This is a genomic window from Priestia sp. D3YE.R1, assembly GCF_049199565.1.
In the GTDB taxonomy this organism is placed as follows: Bacteria; Bacillota; Bacilli; order Bacillales; family Bacillaceae_H; genus Priestia; species Priestia aryabhattai.
The window spans coordinates 42,011-63,644 of record NZ_JBLTHW010000001.1 but is presented as its reverse complement, the minus strand read 5'-3'; the positions used below and the strand labels follow the sequence as shown (position 1 = coordinate 63,644).

The 21,634-nt window shown below is 39.5% G+C and carries 21 protein-coding genes and 1 other annotated feature; of the genes, 7 read left to right on the top strand and 14 right to left on the bottom strand.

Annotation, left to right across the window (positions count from 1 at the left end; genetic code table 11):
* Positions 1 to 92: 92 nt before the first annotated feature.
* Together ACOZIR_RS00355 and thpR are read right to left on the bottom strand one after the other, a co-directional pair.
* Positions 93 to 1,019, bottom strand: coding sequence for a hypothetical protein (locus ACOZIR_RS00355; protein WP_045291255.1), 927 nt, complete (start codon positions 1,017 to 1,019; stop codon positions 93 to 95).
* A gap of 135 nt (positions 1,020 to 1,154) precedes the next feature.
* The gene (gene thpR / locus ACOZIR_RS00350; protein WP_310878337.1) at positions 1,155 to 1,709 is read right to left on the bottom strand and encodes an RNA 2',3'-cyclic phosphodiesterase; all 555 of its coding nucleotides are present in this window, start codon (positions 1,707 to 1,709) and stop codon (positions 1,155 to 1,157) included.
* 189 nt (positions 1,710 to 1,898) lie between these two features.
* Between thpR and cysK the strand changes: the two genes are divergently transcribed.
* Positions 1,899 to 2,831 (top strand): cysteine synthase A, encoded by a 933-nt coding sequence (gene cysK, locus ACOZIR_RS00345; RefSeq protein WP_045291259.1) that lies wholly within the window; start codon positions 1,899 to 1,901, stop codon positions 2,829 to 2,831.
* A gap of 32 nt (positions 2,832 to 2,863) precedes the next feature.
* On the opposite strand, the gene pepV is transcribed toward cysK, so the two are convergent.
* Positions 2,864 to 4,267, bottom strand: coding sequence for a dipeptidase PepV (gene pepV / locus ACOZIR_RS00340; protein WP_045291261.1), 1,404 nt, complete (start codon positions 4,265 to 4,267; stop codon positions 2,864 to 2,866).
* 408 nt (positions 4,268 to 4,675) lie between these two features.
* On the opposite strand from pepV, the gene ACOZIR_RS00335 reads away from it, so the two are divergent.
* On the top strand, positions 4,676 to 4,897 hold the full coding sequence (locus tag ACOZIR_RS00335; RefSeq protein WP_013059517.1) for a DeoR family transcriptional regulator: 222 nt from the start codon (positions 4,676 to 4,678) through the stop codon (positions 4,895 to 4,897).
* Positions 4,898 to 5,118: 221 nt separating this feature from the next.
* Here the strand turns inward: ACOZIR_RS00335 and ACOZIR_RS00330 are convergent, their stop codons facing one another.
* The gene (locus tag ACOZIR_RS00330) at positions 5,119 to 5,835 is read right to left on the bottom strand and encodes a pseudouridine synthase (RefSeq protein ID WP_045291263.1); all 717 of its coding nucleotides are present in this window, start codon (positions 5,833 to 5,835) and stop codon (positions 5,119 to 5,121) included.
* A gap of 51 nt (positions 5,836 to 5,886) precedes the next feature.
* A complete protein-coding gene (locus ACOZIR_RS00325) occupies positions 5,887 to 7,530 on the bottom strand; it encodes a polysaccharide biosynthesis protein (RefSeq protein WP_310878338.1) in 1,644 nt (547 codons plus the stop codon).
* Positions 7,531 to 7,741: 211 nt separating this feature from the next.
* Between ACOZIR_RS00325 and ACOZIR_RS00320 the strand changes: the two genes are divergently transcribed.
* Positions 7,742 to 9,013: an NAD(P)/FAD-dependent oxidoreductase gene (locus ACOZIR_RS00320; RefSeq protein WP_045291267.1), complete on the top strand. Its 1,272-nt coding sequence runs from the start codon at positions 7,742 to 7,744 to the stop codon at positions 9,011 to 9,013.
* Positions 9,014 to 9,017: 4 nt separating this feature from the next.
* Here the strand turns inward: ACOZIR_RS00320 and ACOZIR_RS00315 are convergent, their stop codons facing one another.
* From ACOZIR_RS00315 to ACOZIR_RS00285, 7 genes are all read right to left on the bottom strand, one after another.
* A complete protein-coding gene (locus ACOZIR_RS00315; protein WP_013059521.1) occupies positions 9,018 to 9,197 on the bottom strand; it encodes a sporulation protein Cse60 in 180 nt (59 codons plus the stop codon).
* A gap of 408 nt (positions 9,198 to 9,605) precedes the next feature.
* Positions 9,606 to 9,917, bottom strand: a complete 312-nt coding sequence (locus ACOZIR_RS00310) for a rhodanese-like domain-containing protein (protein ID WP_045291270.1) — start codon at positions 9,915 to 9,917, stop codon at positions 9,606 to 9,608.
* A 417-nt stretch (positions 9,918 to 10,334) separates the two neighbouring features.
* Entirely contained in the window at positions 10,335 to 12,749 is a 2,415-nt protein-coding gene (leuS, locus tag ACOZIR_RS00305) for a leucine--tRNA ligase (RefSeq protein WP_310878339.1), read from the bottom strand.
* Between the two features lie 64 nt (positions 12,750 to 12,813).
* Positions 12,814 to 13,032: a binding site (T-box leader), on the bottom strand.
* A gap of 414 nt (positions 13,033 to 13,446) precedes the next feature.
* Positions 13,447 to 14,769 carry a GntP family permease gene (locus ACOZIR_RS00300; protein ID WP_045291272.1) on the bottom strand — a complete coding sequence of 441 codons (1,323 nt, stop codon included), beginning with the start codon at positions 14,767 to 14,769 and terminating at the stop codon, positions 13,447 to 13,449.
* Between the two features lie 156 nt (positions 14,770 to 14,925).
* Positions 14,926 to 16,113, bottom strand: coding sequence for an MDR family MFS transporter (locus ACOZIR_RS00295; protein WP_045291274.1), 1,188 nt, complete (start codon positions 16,111 to 16,113; stop codon positions 14,926 to 14,928).
* Between the two features lie 158 nt (positions 16,114 to 16,271).
* A complete protein-coding gene (locus tag ACOZIR_RS00290; RefSeq protein WP_013059527.1) occupies positions 16,272 to 16,427 on the bottom strand; it encodes a hypothetical protein in 156 nt (51 codons plus the stop codon).
* A gap of 12 nt (positions 16,428 to 16,439) precedes the next feature.
* The gene (locus ACOZIR_RS00285) at positions 16,440 to 16,703 is read right to left on the bottom strand and encodes a YtzC family protein (protein ID WP_013059528.1); all 264 of its coding nucleotides are present in this window, start codon (positions 16,701 to 16,703) and stop codon (positions 16,440 to 16,442) included.
* A 168-nt stretch (positions 16,704 to 16,871) separates the two neighbouring features.
* On the opposite strand from ACOZIR_RS00285, the gene ACOZIR_RS00280 reads away from it, so the two are divergent.
* Both ACOZIR_RS00280 and ACOZIR_RS00275 read left to right on the top strand, forming a co-directional pair.
* Positions 16,872 to 17,834, top strand: a complete 963-nt coding sequence (locus ACOZIR_RS00280; protein WP_275036572.1) for a TIGR01212 family radical SAM protein — start codon at positions 16,872 to 16,874, stop codon at positions 17,832 to 17,834.
* Positions 17,831 to 18,400 carry a class I SAM-dependent methyltransferase gene (locus ACOZIR_RS00275; protein ID WP_045291278.1) on the top strand — a complete coding sequence of 190 codons (570 nt, stop codon included), beginning with the start codon at positions 17,831 to 17,833 and terminating at the stop codon, positions 18,398 to 18,400. Before ACOZIR_RS00280 ends, ACOZIR_RS00275 begins: the two co-directional genes overlap by 4 nt.
* A 12-nt stretch (positions 18,401 to 18,412) precedes the next feature.
* Here the strand turns inward: ACOZIR_RS00275 and ACOZIR_RS00270 are convergent, their stop codons facing one another.
* Together ACOZIR_RS00270 and ACOZIR_RS00265 are read right to left on the bottom strand one after the other, a co-directional pair.
* The gene (locus ACOZIR_RS00270) at positions 18,413 to 19,471 is read right to left on the bottom strand and encodes a tetraprenyl-beta-curcumene synthase family protein (RefSeq protein ID WP_045291280.1); all 1,059 of its coding nucleotides are present in this window, start codon (positions 19,469 to 19,471) and stop codon (positions 18,413 to 18,415) included.
* A 31-nt stretch (positions 19,472 to 19,502) separates the two neighbouring features.
* Positions 19,503 to 20,279: an alpha/beta fold hydrolase gene (locus ACOZIR_RS00265; RefSeq protein WP_013059532.1), complete on the bottom strand. Its 777-nt coding sequence runs from the start codon at positions 20,277 to 20,279 to the stop codon at positions 19,503 to 19,505.
* 107 nt (positions 20,280 to 20,386) lie between these two features.
* On the opposite strand from ACOZIR_RS00265, the gene ACOZIR_RS00260 reads away from it, so the two are divergent.
* Complete coding sequence (locus tag ACOZIR_RS00260) at positions 20,387 to 20,914, top strand: gamma carbonic anhydrase family protein (RefSeq protein ID WP_014457969.1); 528 nt, start codon at positions 20,387 to 20,389, stop codon at positions 20,912 to 20,914.
* A gap of 191 nt (positions 20,915 to 21,105) precedes the next feature.
* Positions 21,106 to 21,630, top strand: a complete 525-nt coding sequence (locus ACOZIR_RS00255) for a phosphatase PAP2 family protein (protein WP_328120091.1) — start codon at positions 21,106 to 21,108, stop codon at positions 21,628 to 21,630.
* Positions 21,631 to 21,634 lie beyond the last annotated feature (4 nt).

Genomic DNA, 21,634 nt, shown 5'->3' with positions numbered 1-21,634 from the left:
CCTTTTCTCCTCCTTATGCCAATTACCTCTTTAGTAGCATTATATGTAGCAAACGCAAAAACGAAAGCACTTTCATAGCATGAATGTTCGGATTATTCACCTGCTTCGAATTCCCGGTCAAAATAAATACTCTGGCTGTGTTCGAGCAGTACCTGAGCTGCTTTCATCTGTTTAAACTTTAAAGGCGCCTTAGATTTCCGAAGTTCATAAAACCATTCTTCATACTTTCTAGCATCTACAAATTCAACCTGATAAGGCTCCGCAGCGTAGTCAATGTATCCATTTCTGCTTAGTAATATTTTCTTTACGCTATGTTCAATATCGTGAGTACGATAAATGCTTCGGACAATTTGCTCCATTCGATTTAACCCAATTAAAGGATTTAATATCTTTTTTTGATCTCTTCCTCTTAACTCTGTCCAAAAATTTTCTTTTGAATACTGAAAAACAGCGCTTTTATATGTTTCTATTAAACAAATACAGAGGGTTTCCGTTGGAGTAACAATAATGATATCCCCTTCTACCGGAGCTTTATTAATCAGGAAAATAGGCTTGTACATCACAAGATACGTATCAGGAAAGCGCTGAATAAAATAACGGAGAGCTTCATCATGGTAATATTTACGATCTGCTTGCGAGAACTCAAATAAAGTGGATGTAGCCCATTTCATTTGAAGATCAAATACATTTTCTAAAAACAATATTTTCAAATCTTCCGCTGTTTGTGGAAGAGTTGTAAACCTTAATAGCTCTTGATTTTCCACGCTATCGCTAGAGAACGCTTCTTCCACTTCAAACGTTTGTTTTTTTCTTGTAAACCGCTCTTTTGCTTTTTGCAAAAATGAACGTTGAGCTTTTGTTTCTTCTTGTACAGGCGGCTCATGTAATAGCCCTTCTTCAAATAATTGCTTTGCTTTCTTCCAATTATGTTTTTTTAAATGATTAAACTGAGACGTGTAGTGATAAACGTCTTTTTCATAACGGGAAATATAATCTTGCACCTTAAGTAGCTGCGCCACGTTTACATCAATCCCCTAATTAAAATTCCTCTAAAACTTTGTTCACCGATCATTTCTCTATTATCATCGGCGTTTTCTTTCCTTTGATAAGAGTGATTTTTAAATACCCTCTCTCCATGCTTGTATGTTCATATGCTACTGTGACGGCAAGGAAAAAGATAGTATTTTTTTATATTTAGGTTTGCTAGCAGGATGAACTTCAAAAAGAGCAAACGAACTCACTTGAAACTGTTCTTTAATCAACGTTTGCTTTAAATGCTCTTCAGAAAGCCCGGCTTCCCCTCCCCACTTCTTTGCAATCGTAATATGAGCACGATAAGGACGTTTTTCGTATAAGCCGCTTAGGTCTCCCCATACGGCCTGTATATCCCTTTGTAGATTCATAAGCTTATCATTTGGCTTAAGGCTTACATAAAGCACTCTAGGCTTGTTATACGCACCGAACACATCGTACTGACCTGTCTGCAGTGAAAAACTTGAATGACGGGAGGCTACTTCTTTTAAGCGACTAATCAGCTTTTCCTTTTTGTTCCCGACAAATCCTAAAAATTGTAGCGTTATATGATAATCGTCAGGGTATGTCCATTGTTTGAAAGGAAAAGGTGTTAATTCCTTTGCCCAACTTTCTGCCTGACGTGCAATGGAGACAGGCACGTTGATTCCAATAAAATAGTGTTGATCACCTTTCATCAAATCCCTCCTTTTCTTTTCATTATCTTTCCCCAATTTGTTATGTTCAAAAAGAACTAGATTTATTTTAAAGGTTTTTTGGATAAAATAGAGAGGTTTTTCTGAAAATTTGCCATGTGCTTAAAAAATAAGAATTTGTGTTATCATAGAAACAATACAGAGAATTTTTATAAGAAAAGGATGAGAAAAATGAAAGTTGTTAACAATATGGCTGATTTGATTGGCGAGACACCTCTTGTTAAATTAAATCGCCTTCAACCAGCAGATGGAGCATCCGTTTACTTAAAACTAGAATTTTTTAATCCGAGCCGTAGTGTAAAAGACCGTGCTGCTTTTAATATGATCATGGAAGCTGAAAAAGCAGGCTTGCTCAATGAAAATTCCACAATTATTGAACCAACGAGCGGAAATACAGGTATTGGCTTAGCTATGAATGCCGCGGCAAGAGGGTATCGTTCTATTTTAGTCATGCCAGATACCATGACTCAAGAACGAATTAACTTGTTAAAAGCATATGGTGCTGAAGTGGTTCTAACACCGGGCGATGAAAAAATGCGCGGGGCAATTCGCAAAGCAGAAGAGCTTACAAAAGAAATTCCAAATGCATTTATGCCTATGCAGTTTGAAAATAATGCAAACCCTGACGCACATCGAAAAACGACTGCTAAGGAAATTATTGAGGCGATGAACGATTTAGGAAAAGACTTATCCGCTTTTGTTGCTACTGCTGGAACAGGCGGAACGATCACAGGCACAGGTGAAGTTCTAAGAGAGAACTACCCAGACATGACCGTTCACGTTGTGGAACCCGCTGGTTCTCCTGTATTATCTGGAGGAAGACCTGGAAAGCACAAGCTTGTAGGAACAAGCCCTGGATTTATTCCTGATACGCTTAACGTAGATGTTTACGACGAAATTTTAAAAATTAAAGATGAACAAGCCTACGATATTACGCGACGCTTAGCTTCTGAAGAAGGAATTTTAGTCGGCCCTTCATCAGGCGCTGCGTGCTATGCTGCTATCGAGGTAGCCAAAAAATTATCTCCCGATCAAGTGGTCGTATGTATTGCTTGCGATACGGGTGAACGTTATTTATCAAGCGACCTCTTCTCATTTGAATAATAAAAAAAGCGAACGCAAAGGCGTTCGCTTTTTTATTTAGCTAATTCGTAAATAGCCTGTGCATAGATAGCTGTTGCACGAAGTAAATCTTCAATTACCATGTACTCATCTTTTTCGTGCGCTACTTCTTCACGGCCTGGGAAAAGAGGGCCAAATGCCACACCCGCTTCTAATGCTCTGGCATATGTTCCTCCTCCGATTGAAATAAGTGTAGGTTCTTCATTTGTTTGTTCTTGGTAAACCTTTTGAAGCGTTTGAATAAGCTCATGTTTTTGATCGACGTGATGTGGTTTAGAATCTGTAAAATGTTTGATGGTCATTTGATAAGATTCACTTTTTTCTTTAATCGTATCAATAATATCGTCAATATGAGCTGATACAGGATAGCGAATATTTAAGCCAAAGTGCCCCGCTTCTTCTTGACTATAAGACATGATTCCCACATTTATCGTTAAATCACCCGTGACCTCATCTTTGCGATTCAAGCCCATTTTTTCTCCTAGTGCATCTTGAACTAAATACGCATTTGCATAACCTACAAACTGATTAGCTTGTTCATCAAGTTCTAATGTATGTAAAAAGCGAAGAAGTGTAAGCCCAGCATTTTTCCCTTTATCAGGCACGCTGCCATGTGCTGAAACTCCTTCTAGAGTAAGTGTATACGCACCGCTCTTTTCGGTTATTGAACCTTTTAAAGACTCATCTTTTAAAAATTGATCATATTTATTTTTAATATCCGTTTCACTATGGAATTCAAGAACAGCTGTTGCAAGATCAGGAACCATATTGTAGCGTCGCCCAGAGACAAATGATGTAAGCTGGACGCTTCCCTTTGTTCCTTCAATTGGCTGCTGGCGAATTTCTACGTCTGTAATGCCTTTTTCAGCATAAATGATAGGAAAATCCGCATCCGGCGCAAATCCCATCGTTGGCATCTCTTCATGGTTGAAGTAGTGGTCCACACATCTCCAGTCACTTTCTTCATCCGTTCCAATAATCATTCGAACCCGCTTAGATAGAGGAAGCCCTAAATCTTTCACAATTTTCATCGCATAATAAGCAGCCATCGTCGGGCCTTTGTCATCGATTGCTCCTCTAGCAAAAATTTTCCCATCTTTTATTTCGCCGCCGTATGGATCAACCGACCATCCGTCTCCTTCAGGAACAACGTCTACGTGACAAAGAATGCCAAGAAGGTCTTTTCCTTCTCCCGCTTCAATATGGCCTGCATATCCATCCACATTCTTGACGGAAAACCCGTCATTTTTTCCTTTATTTAAAAGAAAGTGAAGCGCTTGGGCAATTCCAGGTCCAAATGGCTCTTCTTGTTTTTCTGTGCTTGTCAAAACACTTTTAATTTGTAGAAAACGCTGCGTCTCAGCTAGAATTTCAGCTTCTCTTTTTTGAACTTCCTCTTTCCAATTAATTGCCGTCATCTATTTGTCTCCTTTGCCTGCTTTTCCAGATTGTATCTATCATTACTATTGGTAAATTTAACTTTATCATACCTTTATATAGAAAGAAATAATTGTCTCTTTCCTTTCATATCAAAGGTTTACAGAGTCAAAATTCCGGGAAATAATTTGTAGGCACAATCGATAAAAACGGATTCTATTTGTTTATTGTTTACATATACTATAAAAAATGTGCAAATAGAGGAAGGAGATGTTACGAAAGGATTACATATTTATATCATTTTTTGTAAATATTGTGTTAATTTGCGTTTTCTCTTTTATTTTTCTGTCGATTTTGTGTACAATAAGGATAAGGACTGAAATAGTGCTTGACATCTCAGAGTTATAAAGAAGTTGTGCCTTACGAAAAACGAATAAGGAAGTGGTTTTTTGAAACCTTCAACTAATCGAATGCTAACTCGTATCAAATCGGTCTATATGTTCATTTGTAAAAATGGAACAGTTACAACGCAAGAGCTCGTAGACGAATTTGGTATTACACCAAGAACCATTCAGCGTGACTTGAATGTGTTAGCATATAATGATTTAGTTCGCAGCCCAAGTCGCGGTACATGGACGACTACGCAAAAGAAGGTCAAGATGTCATCCTAGTAAGTTTATTTCAAGGGTAGTAAGTGATTTATATATAGAGATAAAATTCTACGCAGTAGAAAGTCAAGACTTGGACGAGTGCATAGTCCCCCGCTCCATTTGCACGTCAAGCAGAGTTGGTACTCGTTTAAGTGCTTTAACGTGAAATGTTTCACTTGTCTAATAAAGTGGACAAAAAAGGAACCATTTTAGACTTAGGTTCCTTTTTCTTTCGCCTCTTCTTAGGCATTTGATTTTTGTAATAAAGCTAGTTCTTCTTCGGTTAACTCCCTGTACTCTCCTAAATCTAACGACTCGTCTAATAGCAAAGCTCCCATAGATAAACGTTTTAAATACGTTACTTTTTTTCCTCTTGCTTCAAACATACGCTTCACTTGATGAAATTTCCCTTCAACGATCGTTAATTCAATTTCTGATTCCATATTGCTTGTTAGTATCTTTAATTCTGCTGATTTTGTTACGTATCCATCATCAAGAGTGACACCCTGTCTAAATGCTTCAGCATCTTCTTCAGTCACCGGTGCATTAATTTTTGCAAAATACGTTTTAGGAACATGCTTTTTAGGAGATAGCAGCTGATGTGCAAGCTGACCGTCATTCGTCAGCAGCAAGAGCCCTTCTGTATCTTTGTCTAAACGCCCTACCGGAAATGGATCGTACACAGCATCGTCAAGTTCAAGTAAGTCCAACACTGTTTCATGAAGAGAATCTTCGGTCGCTGATATGACACCTTGCGGCTTATGCAGCATAAAGTAAACAAATTCTCGGTAAGAAACGGCTTCGCCATGTACAGTTATTTCTTGTTCATCTGGATTAACGTGTACCTTGGCATCTTTAACCGCTGTACCATCTACCTTAACAACTCCTGTCTTTAAAAGACCTTTCACTTCTTTTCGGCTTCCGTACCCAATAGTAGAAAGCAATTTATCCAAACGCATGTAATATCCTCCTCTTTTTTGAAAAGAAGATGACTCTAACGAGTCATCTTCTTATGCACTGCGCTGTTTATTTCGGCGCAGTATCTTTCGTTCAATTGCACCTGTTACCCTCGCTCCCATTACTTTTTCAAGCAGGCTTGAACGATAGGTAATGATAAAGTAAATAAGGCCGCCTACTGCTGCTCCTATAATCGTAATAACAGTGGCGGAGAATCGTCCTGGCTCTGTAAACAGACCAATCACTGCTGCGACAATTTTTACGCTGATTCCCATAATCGCAACAAAAATGAGAATGAGCACGGAGCGTTTTATAAACTCACTGTAGTTATATTTTGCGTGTTTTTGAATAAGCGCAAACATATAAACAAGAGATACGATATAGCCTAGTGCTGTCGCTAAAACTGAACCAATCTCGTGGAACATAAGAATAAATGGAACGTTCAAAACAATTTTCACAATCAACCCAAATAATAAACTTAAAACAGCATATTTTTGTTTGTTGATTCCTTGTAAAATAGCTCCATTAACCGTAAAAAATGAGAATAATAAAGCTACCGGTGCATAATAAAGCAAGACATTTCCACCCGCATCCGATGCATCTGTTCCAAAGAAAAACGTATAGGCTGGGCCAGCTAAAGCCATTAACCCTACAGATGCTGGCAGCACAAGAAACATAATCGTTTGATATGTTTGATCAATTTGCTTTTGCAATACATTATAATCTTTATTCACAAATGAACGTGTAATCGTTGGTACAAGAGTCAAACCGAACGCAGTAGCTAATGAAACAGGGATCATCACAAGCTTTGGAACATAAGACTGAACAATTCCGTTCATGGACTCCGCTATTTCTTTTTGTCCAGCCGCTACCATCGCACGGTTAAATGTGAATTGATCCACATACTGATACAGCGGAATAGCTAAGCTGACAAATACATATGGCAATGAATACGTAAGCAGCTCTTTAAAAATGGATAAGGTAGAAATACGCGTAGGCGTTACCGTCTGCTCGTTCACCATTTTATCGAGATGAGGCTTTCGTTTTTTCCAGTACCAAATTAATACGGCCAGTCCAGCAAGAGCTCCTACAAAAGCCCCCATTGTAGCAAATCCAACCGCTAATGCAAGACTCCCATGTACAACTTTGATGACAATATAGGTCGATGCTAATAAAAAGACAACCCGCACAAGCTGTTCAACTACTTGTGAAACGGCTGTTGGTCCCATAGACTGGTGTCCCTGGAAAAATCCTCGCATTAAACTCATCATCGGTACTACAATTAACGCAATACTAACCATTCGCATAACCATTACTACATCTTCTAAGGAGTTATTTAAATCAGAACCTCCCAGTGTAATTCTAGACATAACAGGAGCTAACGAATATAAAAGTAAAAATGCAAGTATTCCTGTGACAAGCATTAATTTCATGCCGGCCCGGTACATTCTTCTACTCGTATAATAATCACCGAGTGCATTATATTTTGACACAAATTTCGATACGGCCATTGGCATACCGGCTGTAGCAATACTTAAATAAATAGCATATTGGTTATATCCGTAACCAAACAGTGCTCCCCCTACGGTTCCAACAAGGATCGCAAATGGAAATAAATAAATCATTCCCAAGATTCGGGATACATACGTGCCAAGCGTTAGCACAAAGGTCCCTCTTAACAATTTTGAATCAGACATACGTTTGCCTCCGATACTTAATGTTACATACTGATAATAATGATAGAATTGAAAAGAAGCAAGTGACAGTATACACTAAGAAAGGTCTTATACTCACTCGCACTCGTCAACAAACTAAAAAAACAAAGACTATAGCCCATTTTATCCAATGTTGAGAGATTTGTCAGTGAACAAACTAAAATTTTTTAAGAATAGACAGGTTGGTGAAAGTATGATATATGATGTAGTCGTAATCGGAGGAGGACCTTCTGGTTTGATGGCATCGATTGCAGCTGGAGAGTCAGGTGCAAACGTATTATTAATTGATAAAGGCAATAAACTCGGACGAAAACTTGCCATTTCTGGGGGCGGACGCTGTAATGTAACAAACCGCCTTCCGATTGATGAACTTATTAAACACATTCCAGGAAACGGACGCTTTTTATACAGTGCGTTTTCTGTTTTTAATAACGAAGATATCATCTCCTATTTTGAAGGCCTTGGAATTAAATTAAAAGAAGAAGATCACGGGCGTATGTTTCCGGTTAGCAATAAAGCTCAATCTGTTGTTGATGCATTAATTAGCGAACTTCACCGTCTTCGTGTGACAATTCGTACAAATACAGCCGTTAAACGCGTAACCTATGAAAACAACACCGTGAAAGAAGTTGTGCTTCAAAACGGAGAAGCAATCCAAACGAAAAGCGTTGTGATTGCAGTAGGTGGAAAATCAGTGCCTCATACAGGTTCGACAGGAGACGGTTATCAATGGGCAAAAGATGCGGGGCATAAAATTACTGAACTTTACCCAACAGAAGTTCCTATTACATCTAGCGAACACTTTATTAAAACCAAAACGCTTCAAGGTCTATCGCTTCGTAATGTAGGATTAAGCGTGCTTAATAAAAAAGGCAAGCCTGTCATTACTCATCAGATGGATATGATTTTCACTCACTTTGGCATTTCTGGTCCCGCCGCTCTTCGCTGCAGCCAATATGTCGTTAAAGAGTTAAAGAAACAAAAAAGCAACACTGTTCAAATGTCTATTGATTTATTTCCTAGCCAAAATGAAGAAGAGATTTTTCAAAAATTAGCCAAAATGACAAAAGAAGAGCCGAAAAAAGCGATTAAAAATGTTTTAAAAGGTTTTGTATCTGAACGCTATCTATTATTTTTACTCGAGCAAGCAGACATTGATAGCCAAGCACTAGCGGGACAGATTCAGCATGAAAAACTGAGAGAGTTCTCGAGAATGTGCAAACGATTTGAATTTGCTGTAAACGGCACGCTTTCTTTAGAGAAAGCATTCGTCACAGGAGGCGGCGTATCAGTTAAAGAAATTCACCCAAAAGAAATGTCTTCGAAATTTATGCAAGGCCTTTACTTCTGCGGGGAAATTCTTGATATCCACGGATATACTGGAGGATACAATATTACTTCTGCTCTTGTAACAGGCCGTTTGGCGGGGAGTAATGCAGGAGAATTTGCAACAAGCCTAGCATAATATGCTAGGCTTTATACATAACCATGGCTGAAAAACAGTACACTTGCTCATCACGATCAACATCCACTGTGACTTGATATTTAATATCCACGACGTCTTCATCTTCTAATTTTCGTAAAAATCGGTTCACCGCAAACTCTAAATCTTTTTCATGCTCTTTATCAAACATTTTCACTTGTATCACAGCTTCTACCACCTTGTCCTATCAAATTTGTTTCAATCAGAATGGACTGCTTCTCTCAATGATGGCTTTTGTACTGATTTTCAACTTCTTCCTACCTTTATTTTTATGAAGACTTTTATAGATTTAGTCATCATTTGTTTTGCTACTATCATTTTAGTCGGATGGCAGAAGTTTAATTCAAAAAAAGAGGTTGAGACATAACGAACTTAATCCAATCTAAAGACGAACAAATGGGATACATGAGCTGAACCGCTTGTAACACGGCAGTCGATTTTCATGCAAGACGTCGCCTTTCCCTCCAATCAACTGCTAAAAGGCACGAAACAAAAAAAAGAACCACTAATCAAACATGTTGATTAATAGTTCATTTTTCACTTCAACTGAGATACTTTTATCCCAGCCTCTTTTTTATTTATTAACCGTTTTTCCTTCCCACTCTAACATGCCGCCAACCATATTTGTTACTTTATGTCCTTGTTCTTGAAGGTAGTAACATACGTTTTCACTGCGGCGGCCCGAACGGCAAATGAAAATATATTCTTTGTCTTTATCAAAATAATCCAAGTTAACTGGAATATCATTCATACGAATGTGTTTAGCAGTTGGAATCATCCCTTCTGCTACTTCTTCATCTTCGCGCACATCAACTAAATGAAGTTCTTCTCCATTTTCAACGCGTTTTTGAAGTTCTTCAGGCGTAATTACTTTTACTTCTTCCATCTTCGTCATTCCTCTCTATTCTTTCATTCAGCTTGCTATCGCTATTGTAGCAAATTCAAATACCTTTATGCCACTAAATAAGAAAAGCTTAAACAGCACCCTGCCTAAGCTTTTCCAATTGTAGTTAAAGGTTTGACTAAGCTCTTAAGATCAAACCCGAAAGCAAGGCACATCTACTTAAGTCTAGAACACAAGCTACTCTAGCTCTTTCACTCTGGAGTGTATCTAAAAAAAGAAACAAAGAAGACCACTCGACCAAGTGACTCTATCATTGGCTAACCAGACTACTTCGTTCTTACTTTCAAAGATTTTGACTAAGGGCCTGATGTCAACCCCGAAAGGGGGACATCAGGCCCTTAGGTCTAGAACAGACCCCCTGACTGCTCTTTAGTCAGGGGGTCTGTTCTACATCAATACTTAATTAGCTACGATGTTTACTAATTTACCAGGCACAGCAATTACTTTGCGCACTGTCTTACCTTCAATGAACTCTTGAACGTCTTCATTAGCCATTGCAATATCTTGAAGCTCTTCACGAGACGCCTCAGCAGGTACGTTTACTTTCGCACGTACTTTACCGTTAATTTGAACGACAATTTCCACTTCATCATCTACAAGTTTTGCTTCGTCAAACGCAGGCCAAGCCTCATACGAAATTGTATCTTCGTGACCTAGTTTGCTCCATAATTCCTCAGTCGTATGAGGACAAATTGGTGCTAATAGCTTCACAAATCCTTCTACGTATTGCTTTGGCAGCACGTCAACTTTGTATGCATCATTGATGAATACCATAAGCTGAGAGATACCTGTATTAAAACGGAGGCCTTCGTAATCTTCCGTTACTTTTTTCACCGTTTGGTGATACACGCGTTCAAGCGTAGTGTCATTGCTTTCTTGAACCTTGCTGCTTAATTCACCGTTATCGTCAACAAGTAAGCGCCATACACGATCTAAGAAACGGCGTGCACCATCAAGCCCTTTTGTTGACCAGGCGATTGACGCATCTAAAGGCCCCATGAACATTTCATAAAGGCGAAGCGTATCTGCTCCGTGGCTTTCTACGATTTCGTCTGGGTTTACAACGTTACCTTTTGACTTACTCATTTTTTCATTGTTTTCTCCAAGAATCATACCTTGGTTAAACAGTTTTTGGAACGGCTCTTTTGTTGGAACTACGCCGATATCATATAAAAACTTATGCCAGAAACGAGCATATAATAAGTGAAGAACAGCGTGTTCAGCTCCACCGATATAAATATCAACCGGCAACCATTCTTTTAATTTATCTGCATCTGCTAACGCTTCACTGTTTGTTGGATCAATGTAGCGTAAGTAATACCAGCAGCTGCCTGCCCATTGAGGCATTGTATTTGTTTCGCGGCGCCCTTTTTTGCCTGTTTCCGGATCTACAACGTTCACCCAGTCATCAATGTTTGCTAACGGAGATTCACCTGTGCCTGACGGTTTGATTTCAGTCGTTTTTGGTAACACAAGCGGAAGCTGATCTTCAGGAACTGCAGTCGTTGTGCCATCTTCCCAGTGAATAACAGGAATTGGTTCACCCCAGTAGCGCTGACGACTGAATAACCAGTCACGCAGACGGTATGTTACTTGTTTTTCACCTTTTTCATTTGCTTGAAGCCACTGAATCATATTTGAAATTGCTTCTTCTTTATCTAAACCATTTAAGAAGTCTGAATTAACGTGCTCGCCGTTGCCTGTATAAGCTTCTTTTGAAACGTCTCCGCCCGCTACCACTTCTTTAATCGGCAGCTCAAATTTAACAGCAAACTCATAATCGCGCTCATCATGAGCAGGAACAGCCATAATTGCACCTGTGCCATAGCTCATTAGAACATAGTCAGCAATCCAAATCGGCATTCTCTCGCCGTTTACAGGATTAATTGCATAAGCACCTGTGAATACGCCCGTTTTGTCTTTAGCTAAGTCTGTACGCTCTAAATCGCTTTTGCTTTTAATTTGATCTAAATAAGCTTCTACCGCTTCTTTTTGTTCGGCTGTTGTAATTTTTTCCACAAACGGATGTTCAGGTGCTAAAACGGCATACGTTGCCCCAAATAGCGTATCAGGACGCGTTGTGAACACAGTAAATGTGTCCTCGTATCCATCGATTGTGAAGTGCACGTGAGCTCCTTCAGAGCGGCCAATCCAGTTGCGCTGCATTTCTTTAATACTTTCTGGCCAATCAAGCTCATCTAAATCTTCTAGTAAACGATCTGCATAAGCTGTGATTTTAAGCATCCACTGCTTCATTGGACGACGCTCAACCGGATGTCCCCCACGCTCACTTTTGCCGTCAATAACTTCTTCGTTCGCAAGTACTGTTCCTAGAGCAGGACACCAGTTAACAGCTACTTCATCCACATAAGCTAAGCCGTTTTTATATAACTGTAAGAAAATCCACTGTGTCCATTTGTAGTAGTTTGGATCAGTTGTATTAATTTCTCGCTCCCAATCGTAAGAGAAACCTAACGATTTGATTTGACGGCGGAAATTATTAATGTTAAGTTCAGTGAACTCAGCCGGATCGTTTCCTGTATCTAATGCATACTGCTCAGCAGGTAGTCCGAATGCATCCCATCCCATTGGATGAAGTACATTGTATCCTTGCATACGCTTCATACGAGATAAAATGTCCGTTGCTGTATAACCTTCTGGATGCCCAACGTGTAAACCCGCTCCAGATGGATAAGGGAACATATCTAATGCGTAAAACTTACGCTTTCCTTCATCTTCTGTTGTTCTAAATGTTTTATTTTCTTCCCAAACTTTTTGCCATTTTTGTTCGATCTTTTCATGATTAAAAGCCATACATAATCCTCCTTGTACGCTCCAGCTGTATTTAATTAAACTAAAAAACCCCTCATCCCTCAAACAAAGGGACGAGAGGTTGAATAAACTTCCCGCGGTACCACCCAAATTAGCACAATTATGTACTCACTCATTTTCCTTAACGCGGATAGACGGCAAATGTTACTTTACTTCACATTTACAACTCCAAGGTGAGTTCATGAACGCCCGTTTGCTGACTCGCACCACCCGTCAGCTCTCTTAGCTCGCTTCGTTCACTACTATTCCTTATCATAGTTTTTATATCATACTACCTTGTATTGTAAATAATATGTTCGCAAACTGCAAGTTGTTCAACGGATTTTGTAAAAGTTTCTGCACTGCAGCACTGCTTTGCTGCTAAATCCTCTCTTTCATTCTTATATATGAACAACTTCTCCCAAAAACATACATGCAGCGTAAAACAAAAAAAGAGATTGAGACATAACTAAGTCAATCTTATCTAAAGGTGAATAAATAGGATATCTGGACTCTTTGCTACAAAACTGTTGATTTCGTGCAAGGCTTTACCTTGCCCTCCAATCAGCAGCTTAAAGCAACTAAACGCGTAAGATCTACGTTCACCATAATAATGAAAAAATCCGAACGATTTATCGTTCGGATCTTCCTTCGGCTAAAATCCTTTTGTCTCAGCCTCTACTTTCTTTAGCAGCTATTATTAAATGCCAAATCCAAAAGAAAACAGGATAATCGCAAGTGCAAGACCAACAAGCGGAACAATTACCGTCATCGCTGCAACTGATCCATACGCATCTTTATGAGTTTCTCCGCAAATAGAATTAATTGTGGTGACGACATAACCATTATGAGGCAAAGAATCTAATACTCCAGAAGAAATAGCTACTACGCGATGGAGAGCTTCTGGATTTACACCAGCATCTAGATAGTGAGGGGCTAAGATTGGCAAAGCAATCGCCTGACCTCCTGAAGCCGAACCTGTCATCCCCGCGATAACACTTACCGCAATAGCTCCCCCAATCAACGGACTTCCTGGAATATGCGTCATAGCGTCTACAGCCACTCCAAACGCGGGAACAGCTTTAGCAACTCCTCCAAAACCTACGACAGCAGCTGTATTCCCAATCGCAATTAACGCCCCCAGCGTTCCTTCTGAGGCTGCGTTCCAAAACCCTTTAAAATGCTTTCGGTTCACAATATAAGTGACAATGATCCCGCTTAAAAGTGCCACAATCAACGCAGATTGCTGAAGTGGCTTATGAAGCGCAAAAGAAATAATGAGCACGACCACAAGCGGAAGCAAACTCAATAACGGATTAGGAAGAGACTGATTTTCCGTTACTGCTGGATCTTTTTCGCGTGATATAAAACGCTCTCCATTTTTAACTGCTTTTGAAATCAAGCGCTTTAACCACCAGTAGCCGAATACAGCCATCACTACCGCTACAACTAAACTAACTTCCCACCCTGCATACGGACTAGTCTTCAAATATTCAATTGGAATCCAGTTTTGGATTTCAGGAGATCCAGCCGAGGTCATCGTAAACGTAACGGAACCGAATGCTAAAGCAGCAGGGATAAACCGCCTCGGCAAATCCGCCTGTTTGAATAAGCTTAAAGCCATTGGATAAACAGAGAATGCTACTACAAACAGACTGACTCCTCCGTATGTTAAGACCGCACAGGCAAGTACAATCGCCAACACTGCTCTTTTCATTCCTAGTTTACTGACAATCCAGCGAGAAACACTATCAGCGGCCCCGCTGTCTTCCATTACTTTTCCAAAGACGGCGCCCAATAGAAACATTAAATACCAAGAGGCAATAAATCCTGTGAAACCAGACATGTAATTTCCAACAAAATTTGCTTCTCCTTCTTTCACCAGCTGTGGAAATAAAGGCATTCCGCTTGTTAACGCAACAACTAAAGCACTGAGCGGACCTGCTATAAATAAATTCATGCCTCTCATCGTTAATACAATGAGCAGCAATAATCCTCCAATTAATCCAATCATACTAAGCATGTTTAGCCCCCCATGAAGTCATATAATTAGAAAACGCTTACAATTTTACAGGTATATACTCCTTTCTTTGCTTGTCACAACCCCTACTATATTATTAAAGGAATACTGAAGACATTCCTACGTTTATTAAGCAGTCAAAAATAAAACCATCTCTATTTATTTAGAGATGGTTAATGAACGCTGACGTTTTTCTTTTAATTTATAATCGTATATCCATGTTGTACACATGCTGAATAGCAATAGCGCAATTAATAAATAGCACAGCGTAGACATATTAAACGCATCGAAAATAACGCCTCCAAAGAGAGGACCAATCATTTTACCTGCAGTAGCCATGCTGTTAACTACACCTTGATAAAATCCTTCTTTTCCAGATGGAGCCAACTGACTCGCAACAGCTGGAATGGCTGGCCAAACGAACATTTCTCCAATTGTTAATACAACCATTGCTGTTAAGAACTGCGGAAATGTTGTAGCATTCACCACGATGATGAAAGAAGCCACAAAAATAACCGTTCCAATTAGGACCTGTACTTTTAATGTTTTTGCTACTTTTTGAATGATGGGTACAATCAAAGGCTGGCCGACTACAATTAAAATCCCGTTAATCGTCCAAAGTAAACTGTAGCTAGAAAGAGGTATATTCAGCTCACGCGTATGCGTAGCAATCGTTGTTTGCCACTGAACATACGCTACCCAGCATAAGACATACCCCGTACATAAAATAAGAAGAGCAGTCAGCTTCGTTTTATGCCCAATGCTCCCAGCTTCATTAAGGACATTCGTTTGCCCAACGGTAACCGAAATATGACGATATGAAAAAATAGCAATAAGCAGAAAAATAACGTATAAAATTGTATTAGCTAAGAAAATATACGTAAATGAATAAGATGCTACAATGCCTCCTACCGCAGCGCCGATAGCCACTCCTGCATTTTGAGCAACGTACATCGCATTAAATGCTTTTCTTCCGCCTTGTGGCCAAACGGATCCTGCCATTGCATACATAGATGGAAAGACAATACCAGATCCAAACCCTACAACAACCAAGAGAACAACGTATGTAGGCCAACCATGGAAAAACACGAGTCCCACTAATGCAATAAGAGTAATAATAATTCCTGATAAGATGGATTTATATCCTCCGATTTTGTCAAAAAGTGTTCCCCCTAACAAATTACCCACTACGCTTGCAGCAGAATTCAGCATAAGAACCACTCCTGCAACGGATAACGACTTTCCTAAATGTTCATTTATATAAATTGTATTGAGAGGCCATAAAAATGAAGCTCCCGTTACGTTTACAAGCATACCAATAATCAAAAACCAAAGTGATTTGGGCATTGATCTCCCCCCTATCTATTCGAATGCCAACGTACATTCTAGTCTTTTCTTAAAGGGTTCGCAATGCTTTTACATATAGACAATTTATTTGAAATTCGCTGACTATTTAAAAAGGTGATTTCACATGACAATATCATGCAAAATCACCTTTTCACCGCTTATTTTTGCTTCGAACGAACCGGCTGTGCACGCTTGCTGTTTCGTGCTTTTAATTCTTTTACCGGATCAAAATCTTTTCCTAGCTCAATGTCATTGCTGTTGATCCCGTTTTTTGTTTTTTGTTCCGGGTTATTTTGATTTGAACGAGTTGCCATAAAATCCTCTCCTTAATGCTGAGTTGTGATTAATTTATTTTGCAGCTGCTGAACTTGCAGACGCATGCGATATAGCTGTTCTCTTTGCTGTGCATTTGCACTGTGAGAAAACTCTTCAATTTCTTTATAAGCATTTTCTAATTTTTCCTGTGCTTTTGTATATTCAGTGTCATTGTAATGTTCTTGCTTCATGCCTTCCTGCAACTGACCTTGTCCAAAGCGAATAGCATCTTCACACTGCTGCATAAGTTGATCCACTGCTTGACGAGTTGTCATTCTCTATTCCTCCTATTCGTTCATTTCTGTCTTATTTTGCGCAACTTTACTCTCCTTTACGACAAGAAGAACCTGTTAAATATAAGCATCCTAAATTTGTTTGGCACTTTTTCACGTTTTTGATACAATTTGTTGATGTATATTGCATGTAAAAAGGAGGTTGCTGATTTGAATCAGACAAACCCATTTCCGTATAAATCTGAAAACAAACGTTATCATACCTGGAATTACCACTTACGTAACCACTTTGGCCATAAGGTATTTAAAGTAGCCTTAGATGGAGGATTTGATTGTCCAAACAGAGACGGCACGGTAGCTCACGGCGGCTGTACGTTTTGCAGCGCTGCCGGTTCAGGAGATTTTGCTGGAAACAGAGCGGATGATCTTGTGACACAATTTAACGAAATCCGTGAAAAAATGCATCATAAATGGAAAGACGGAAAATACGTTGCTTACTTTCAAGCATTCACTAACACTCATGCTCCTGTTGAGGAGCTTCGTGAAAAATATGAAGCGGTCTTAAAGCTTCCTGGAGTTGTTGGACTTTCTATCGCCACACGACCTGACTGTCTCCCCGACGATGTGGTGGAATACTTGGCTGAATTAAATGAACGAACTTATCTATGGGTAGAGCTTGGACTGCAGACTGTTCACGAACGAACTTCACTGCTTATCAACCGGGCACATGATCATCAATGCTATGTAGATGGTGTAGCAAAACTTCGAAAACACGGTATCCGCGTTTGTTCTCACATCATTAATGGCCTGCCTTTAGAAACACCTGATATGATGATGAAAACGGTACGAGAAGTAGCGAAATTAGACGTTCAAGGAATTAAGATTCACCTGCTTCATTTGCTAAAAGGAACTCCTATGGTCAAACAGTATGAAAAGGGCCTTGTTGAATTTCTTTCATTTGAAGAATACGTAAAGCTTGTATGCGACCAGCTCGAAGTGATCCCTTCTGAGATGATTGTTCATCGTATTACTGGTGATGGACCGATAGACCTCATGATCGGACCGATGTGGAGCGTGAATAAGTGGAGCGTGTTAAATGCCATTGATCAAGAGCTCGAACGTCGCCAAAGCTATCAAGGAAAATATTATGAAAAAGAGTTGATGGAAAGATGAAAATAGAACGTATCCTGCCTTTTGCCCGCACGTTGCTCACTAATGCTGTGGCCGAAGGAGATGTCGCGATTGATGCCACGGCAGGAAATGGACATGATACATTGTTTTTAGCTAATTTAGTCGGAGATGCAGGTCATGTATATGGATTTGATATTCAGCCCCAAGCCATTCAAGCAACTCAGCAGCGATTGACAGAACATAATGTAGAAAACCGAGTCACGCTTATCCAAGAAAGTCACAGCAATATAAACCTGCTTCCTACTTCTATTAATGGACGAGTTACGGGCGCTGTCTTTAATTTAGGTTATTTACCAGGTGGAGATAAAGACATCGTCACCACTTCTGAAACAACAATCTCTGCAATTGAGCAGTTACTTGATTTGCTAGCACCTGAAGGAGTGATTGTGCTCGTTATTTATCATGGACACGAACAAGGGAAACAAGAAAGAGACGATTTACTAACGTATGTCCAAAACCTTGATCAAAAAAACGTCCATGTTCTACAATACAGCTTCATGAATCAGCAAAACAATCCTCCGTTCATCATTGCTATTGAAAAAAGATAAGCCGCATATGGCTTATCTTTTTAGCATTCGGTACAAGCGTCCGTTGATATAGAAAAAGTAGCTGAGTGCTCCCCCCGCTTTTATTAATCTACGTGCATTCACATGAACATGTTTTTGTGCCCGCACTTTTTGATCGGACAAATAAACGCCCAAGAGTCCCTTATAGATAAAGCAGTGAAAGTGATAATCCGGCAGTTTTTTAGCATATTCGTCCGCTTTTACAACAAAATGCAAAAAGCGATCCATCATTTGCTGATAGTGAGGATAATAAAAACAAAAGTTCAAATCTCCTCCTGCTTTATCTTCTTCTTGGTCAATTAAATAATCGAGTAAAATATGTAAACCTTGAATATAAGGAAAATATCCCGCTTTTATTTTCTCCGTCATTTCTTCGGTCATCTCTTCTTGAAAACTGTAAGCGACCAAACAAAAAATGCCTAACGTTGAACCAGAGCACGCTGAAAATTCATACCACTCCATTTCAGGAACACTGTGCCGGTGAGCATCGAACCAATTCTCTAATCGCGGAACTCTTTCCTTGATTTCAACATGCTTATGTATTTGCAAATCACAATAATAAGTAGCTAGTTCTAGTAAATGTGAAGAGACGATATGGTAATTACAGGCTTTTCGCAAGGACTGCTGACAAGTCTGGACAAGTTCCCCTAAGTATCCTCCGTCGTCTTTATCCGTTCGAAAACGATAGTAATCTCCAAGAGGTGCATGAGGAGTCAACGCATCTGGCATCGATTCATGTAAGGCTGCAAAATCTTTAGGATCGAGCGAATTGCTGCGGTCACATAAGTTATCTAAGTAATCGCTGATTGTTTGGTAGGCAACGATAAATTTTACGCATTCAATCATGTTTTCTTTCGCTAAAATCGATAGGATGCCGCCTCCTTCACAATGAAAAGTTTTTGTATCGATGCTTGCCAATGCTTGAGTGCGTAATTCTTTATTAGGAATCTCTTTTGCCCGTTCCCGCCAATGGTCAAGCTCATGATGAACGACGGGAAACACTTCTCGATAAATTTTTCTCATTAATGAAATAGGACGAGACGGAATCTTCATTTATTTTCACCTCAATTTCTGACAGCACTCATTAAATGTGAAGATCAACAAAGCTTTTCGCGTATGTAAAAACGTATTCTCTTTCAGGCTCATTAAAGATTTCGTGATACAGCTGAGACCATTCTTTGTAGATTTTTTCACTTAGCTCTATTTCATCAAACCACTGTCTAACAATCAGCTTTTCAATAATTTTATCTTCTCCTGCCTGCATCACAAGAAGCGGAACATCCGGCAAACGATCGATATCTTTAAAAGCTAAGTTAACAGCTTGAATCAATTCTCGGTACCATCTTACGGAAACTTTTGTAACGTACAGTGAGTCGTTTTCATCTTCATCTCGAACTTCTTGGTTTCTTGTTGCTTTTTCAACAGTGAGACCCAAATCAAAAAGTTTGTTCGGCATGACTTTATTTAATCCTTTAGATAACATATCTAAGTAAGCTGGTACTTGCTCTTTTAATCCTAAACAAGGTGAGGAAAGAATCGCACCCCATATAGGGAGATTCTTTGTCTGAAGCGTACGAATAACCGCCAATCCTCCCATACTGTGTCCTAACAGGAAAATAGGCAAATCATATTTCTGCGCTTCACGTACCCATTCTTCCACTTCATATACATATTCATCAAAGGATAGGATATGTCCTCTTCTTCTCGTTGTTAAGCCTTGGCCAGGAAGGTCTCCCATGATTACGTGCATTCCAACTGAACGCCACATCTCAATCAGCCAGCGATAGCGCCCGTGATGCTCCGCCGCTCCATGGACCATGACAATAACGCCTTTTGGATTTACTGCTTCCCATTTATGCATTTGAGTTACTCCTTCTTCCTTTTTTTGTTTACCTGCTTTAAAAACCTTTGTACACTTACATTAGAAGATTTACTACTTTTTTTCAACTAATAAAGGGAGATGATTTGATGATTTATCCGTATAAAGAAAAAATGCCTACCATTGCACCCAGCTGCTTCATCGCAGACTATGTCACGATTACTGGAGATGTCACCATTGGTGAAGAAAGCAGCATTTGGTTTAACACTGTTATTAGAGGAGATGTTTCGCCTACTATTATCGGTAAACGAGTAAATATACAAGATCAATCAACACTCCATCAAAGCCCAAATGCTCCGTTGCTTATTGAGGATGATGTGACAGTAGGACATCAAGTTATTTTACACAGCTCCATCATCCGCAAACGCGCGCTCATTGGCATGGGCTCTATTATTTTAGACGGTGCGGAAATTGGTGAAGGTGCTTTTATCGGTGCTGGAAGTTTAGTGCCTCCCGGTAAAAAAATACCACCTAATACTCTCGCACTCGGTCGACCTGCTAAAGTGATCCGCACTCTGACTGAGGAGGATTTAAAAGATATGCAGCGCATCCGTACAGAATATGTAGAAAAAGGGCAGTATTATAAGTCTATTAAGAAATCTGATTCTTCATTATAAAGGAAACGTTCCCTCAGAAAGTCATACTGAGGGAATTTTTTTAGTATCTCCACAAACTCTCTAATCATGTTCTATTCTCCCCACAATTGTAAAGAAATTTCCATATTAATTTACATCGTTTTAGTACTGCCTCCACAATTAAAGATTAAACTGAATAATAAAGACGTATTTATTGAAAAGGGAGCGACTCTATGAAAGCTAAGTTAATTCAGTATGTATACGATGCCGAATGCCGATTATTCAAAAGTGTAAATCAACACTTTGATCGAAAGCACTTAAATAGGTTTTTACGTTTACTAACTCACGCCGGCGGAGCCACGTTTACCATTGTGATAGCATGCTTGCTGCTATTTCTGCACCCTTCATCCGTTGCTTACGCTTGTGGGTTTTCTCTAGCTGTTAGCCATATTCCTGTTGCCATTGCTAAAAAGCTATATCCTAGACAACGGCCTTATATTCAACTAAAGCATACAAAAGTATTAGAAAATCCATTAAAAGATCATTCATTTCCATCGGGGCATACAACAGCTATTTTTTCGTTAGTTACCCCTCTGATGATTACTTATCCAGCCTTCGCTGCCATTCTTTTGCCTCTTGCAGTCACGGTAGGAGTTTCAAGAATTTATCTCGGTCTGCACTATCCGACGGATGTCATGGTAGGCCTGATACTCGGCATCTTTTCAGGTGCTGTTTCACTGAACATATTTTTAGTCTAATTGA

What these genes read in the sequence shown, in the direction of transcription:
- thpR (WP_310878337.1), bottom strand. Translation starts at nt 1,709, where the DNA reads ATGAAAGGTGATCAACACTATTTTATTGGAATCAACGTGCCTGTCTCC.
- cysK (WP_045291259.1), top strand. Translation starts at nt 1,899, where the DNA reads ATGAAAGTTGTTAACAATATGGCTGATTTGATTGGCGAGACACCTCTT.
- pepV (WP_045291261.1), bottom strand. Translation starts at nt 4,267, where the DNA reads ATGACGGCAATTAATTGGAAAGAGGAAGTTCAAAAAAGAGAAGCTGAA.
- ACOZIR_RS00330 (WP_045291263.1), bottom strand. Translation starts at nt 5,835, where the DNA reads ATGCGTTTGGATAAATTGCTTTCTACTATTGGGTACGGAAGCCGAAAA.
- ACOZIR_RS00325 (WP_310878338.1), bottom strand. Translation starts at nt 7,530, where the DNA reads ATGTCTGATTCAAAATTGTTAAGAGGGACCTTTGTGCTAACGCTTGGC.
- ACOZIR_RS00320 (WP_045291267.1), top strand. Translation starts at nt 7,742, where the DNA reads ATGATATATGATGTAGTCGTAATCGGAGGAGGACCTTCTGGTTTGATG.
- ACOZIR_RS00310 (WP_045291270.1), bottom strand. Translation starts at nt 9,917, where the DNA reads ATGGAAGAAGTAAAAGTAATTACGCCTGAAGAACTTCAAAAACGCGTT.
- leuS (WP_310878339.1), bottom strand. Translation starts at nt 12,749, where the DNA reads ATGGCTTTTAATCATGAAAAGATCGAACAAAAATGGCAAAAAGTTTGG.
- ACOZIR_RS00300 (WP_045291272.1), bottom strand. Translation starts at nt 14,769, where the DNA reads ATGCTTAGTATGATTGGATTAATTGGAGGATTATTGCTGCTCATTGTA.
- ACOZIR_RS00295 (WP_045291274.1), bottom strand. Translation starts at nt 16,113, where the DNA reads ATGCCCAAATCACTTTGGTTTTTGATTATTGGTATGCTTGTAAACGTA.
- ACOZIR_RS00290 (WP_013059527.1), bottom strand. Translation starts at nt 16,427, where the DNA reads ATGGCAACTCGTTCAAATCAAAATAACCCGGAACAAAAAACAAAAAAC.
- ACOZIR_RS00285 (WP_013059528.1), bottom strand. Translation starts at nt 16,703, where the DNA reads ATGACAACTCGTCAAGCAGTGGATCAACTTATGCAGCAGTGTGAAGAT.
- ACOZIR_RS00275 (WP_045291278.1), top strand. Translation starts at nt 17,831, where the DNA reads ATGAAAATAGAACGTATCCTGCCTTTTGCCCGCACGTTGCTCACTAAT.
- ACOZIR_RS00270 (WP_045291280.1), bottom strand. Translation starts at nt 19,471, where the DNA reads ATGAAGATTCCGTCTCGTCCTATTTCATTAATGAGAAAAATTTATCGA.
- ACOZIR_RS00265 (WP_013059532.1), bottom strand. Translation starts at nt 20,279, where the DNA reads ATGCATAAATGGGAAGCAGTAAATCCAAAAGGCGTTATTGTCATGGTC.
- ACOZIR_RS00260 (WP_014457969.1), top strand. Translation starts at nt 20,387, where the DNA reads ATGATTTATCCGTATAAAGAAAAAATGCCTACCATTGCACCCAGCTGC.
- ACOZIR_RS00255 (WP_328120091.1), top strand. Translation starts at nt 21,106, where the DNA reads ATGAAAGCTAAGTTAATTCAGTATGTATACGATGCCGAATGCCGATTA.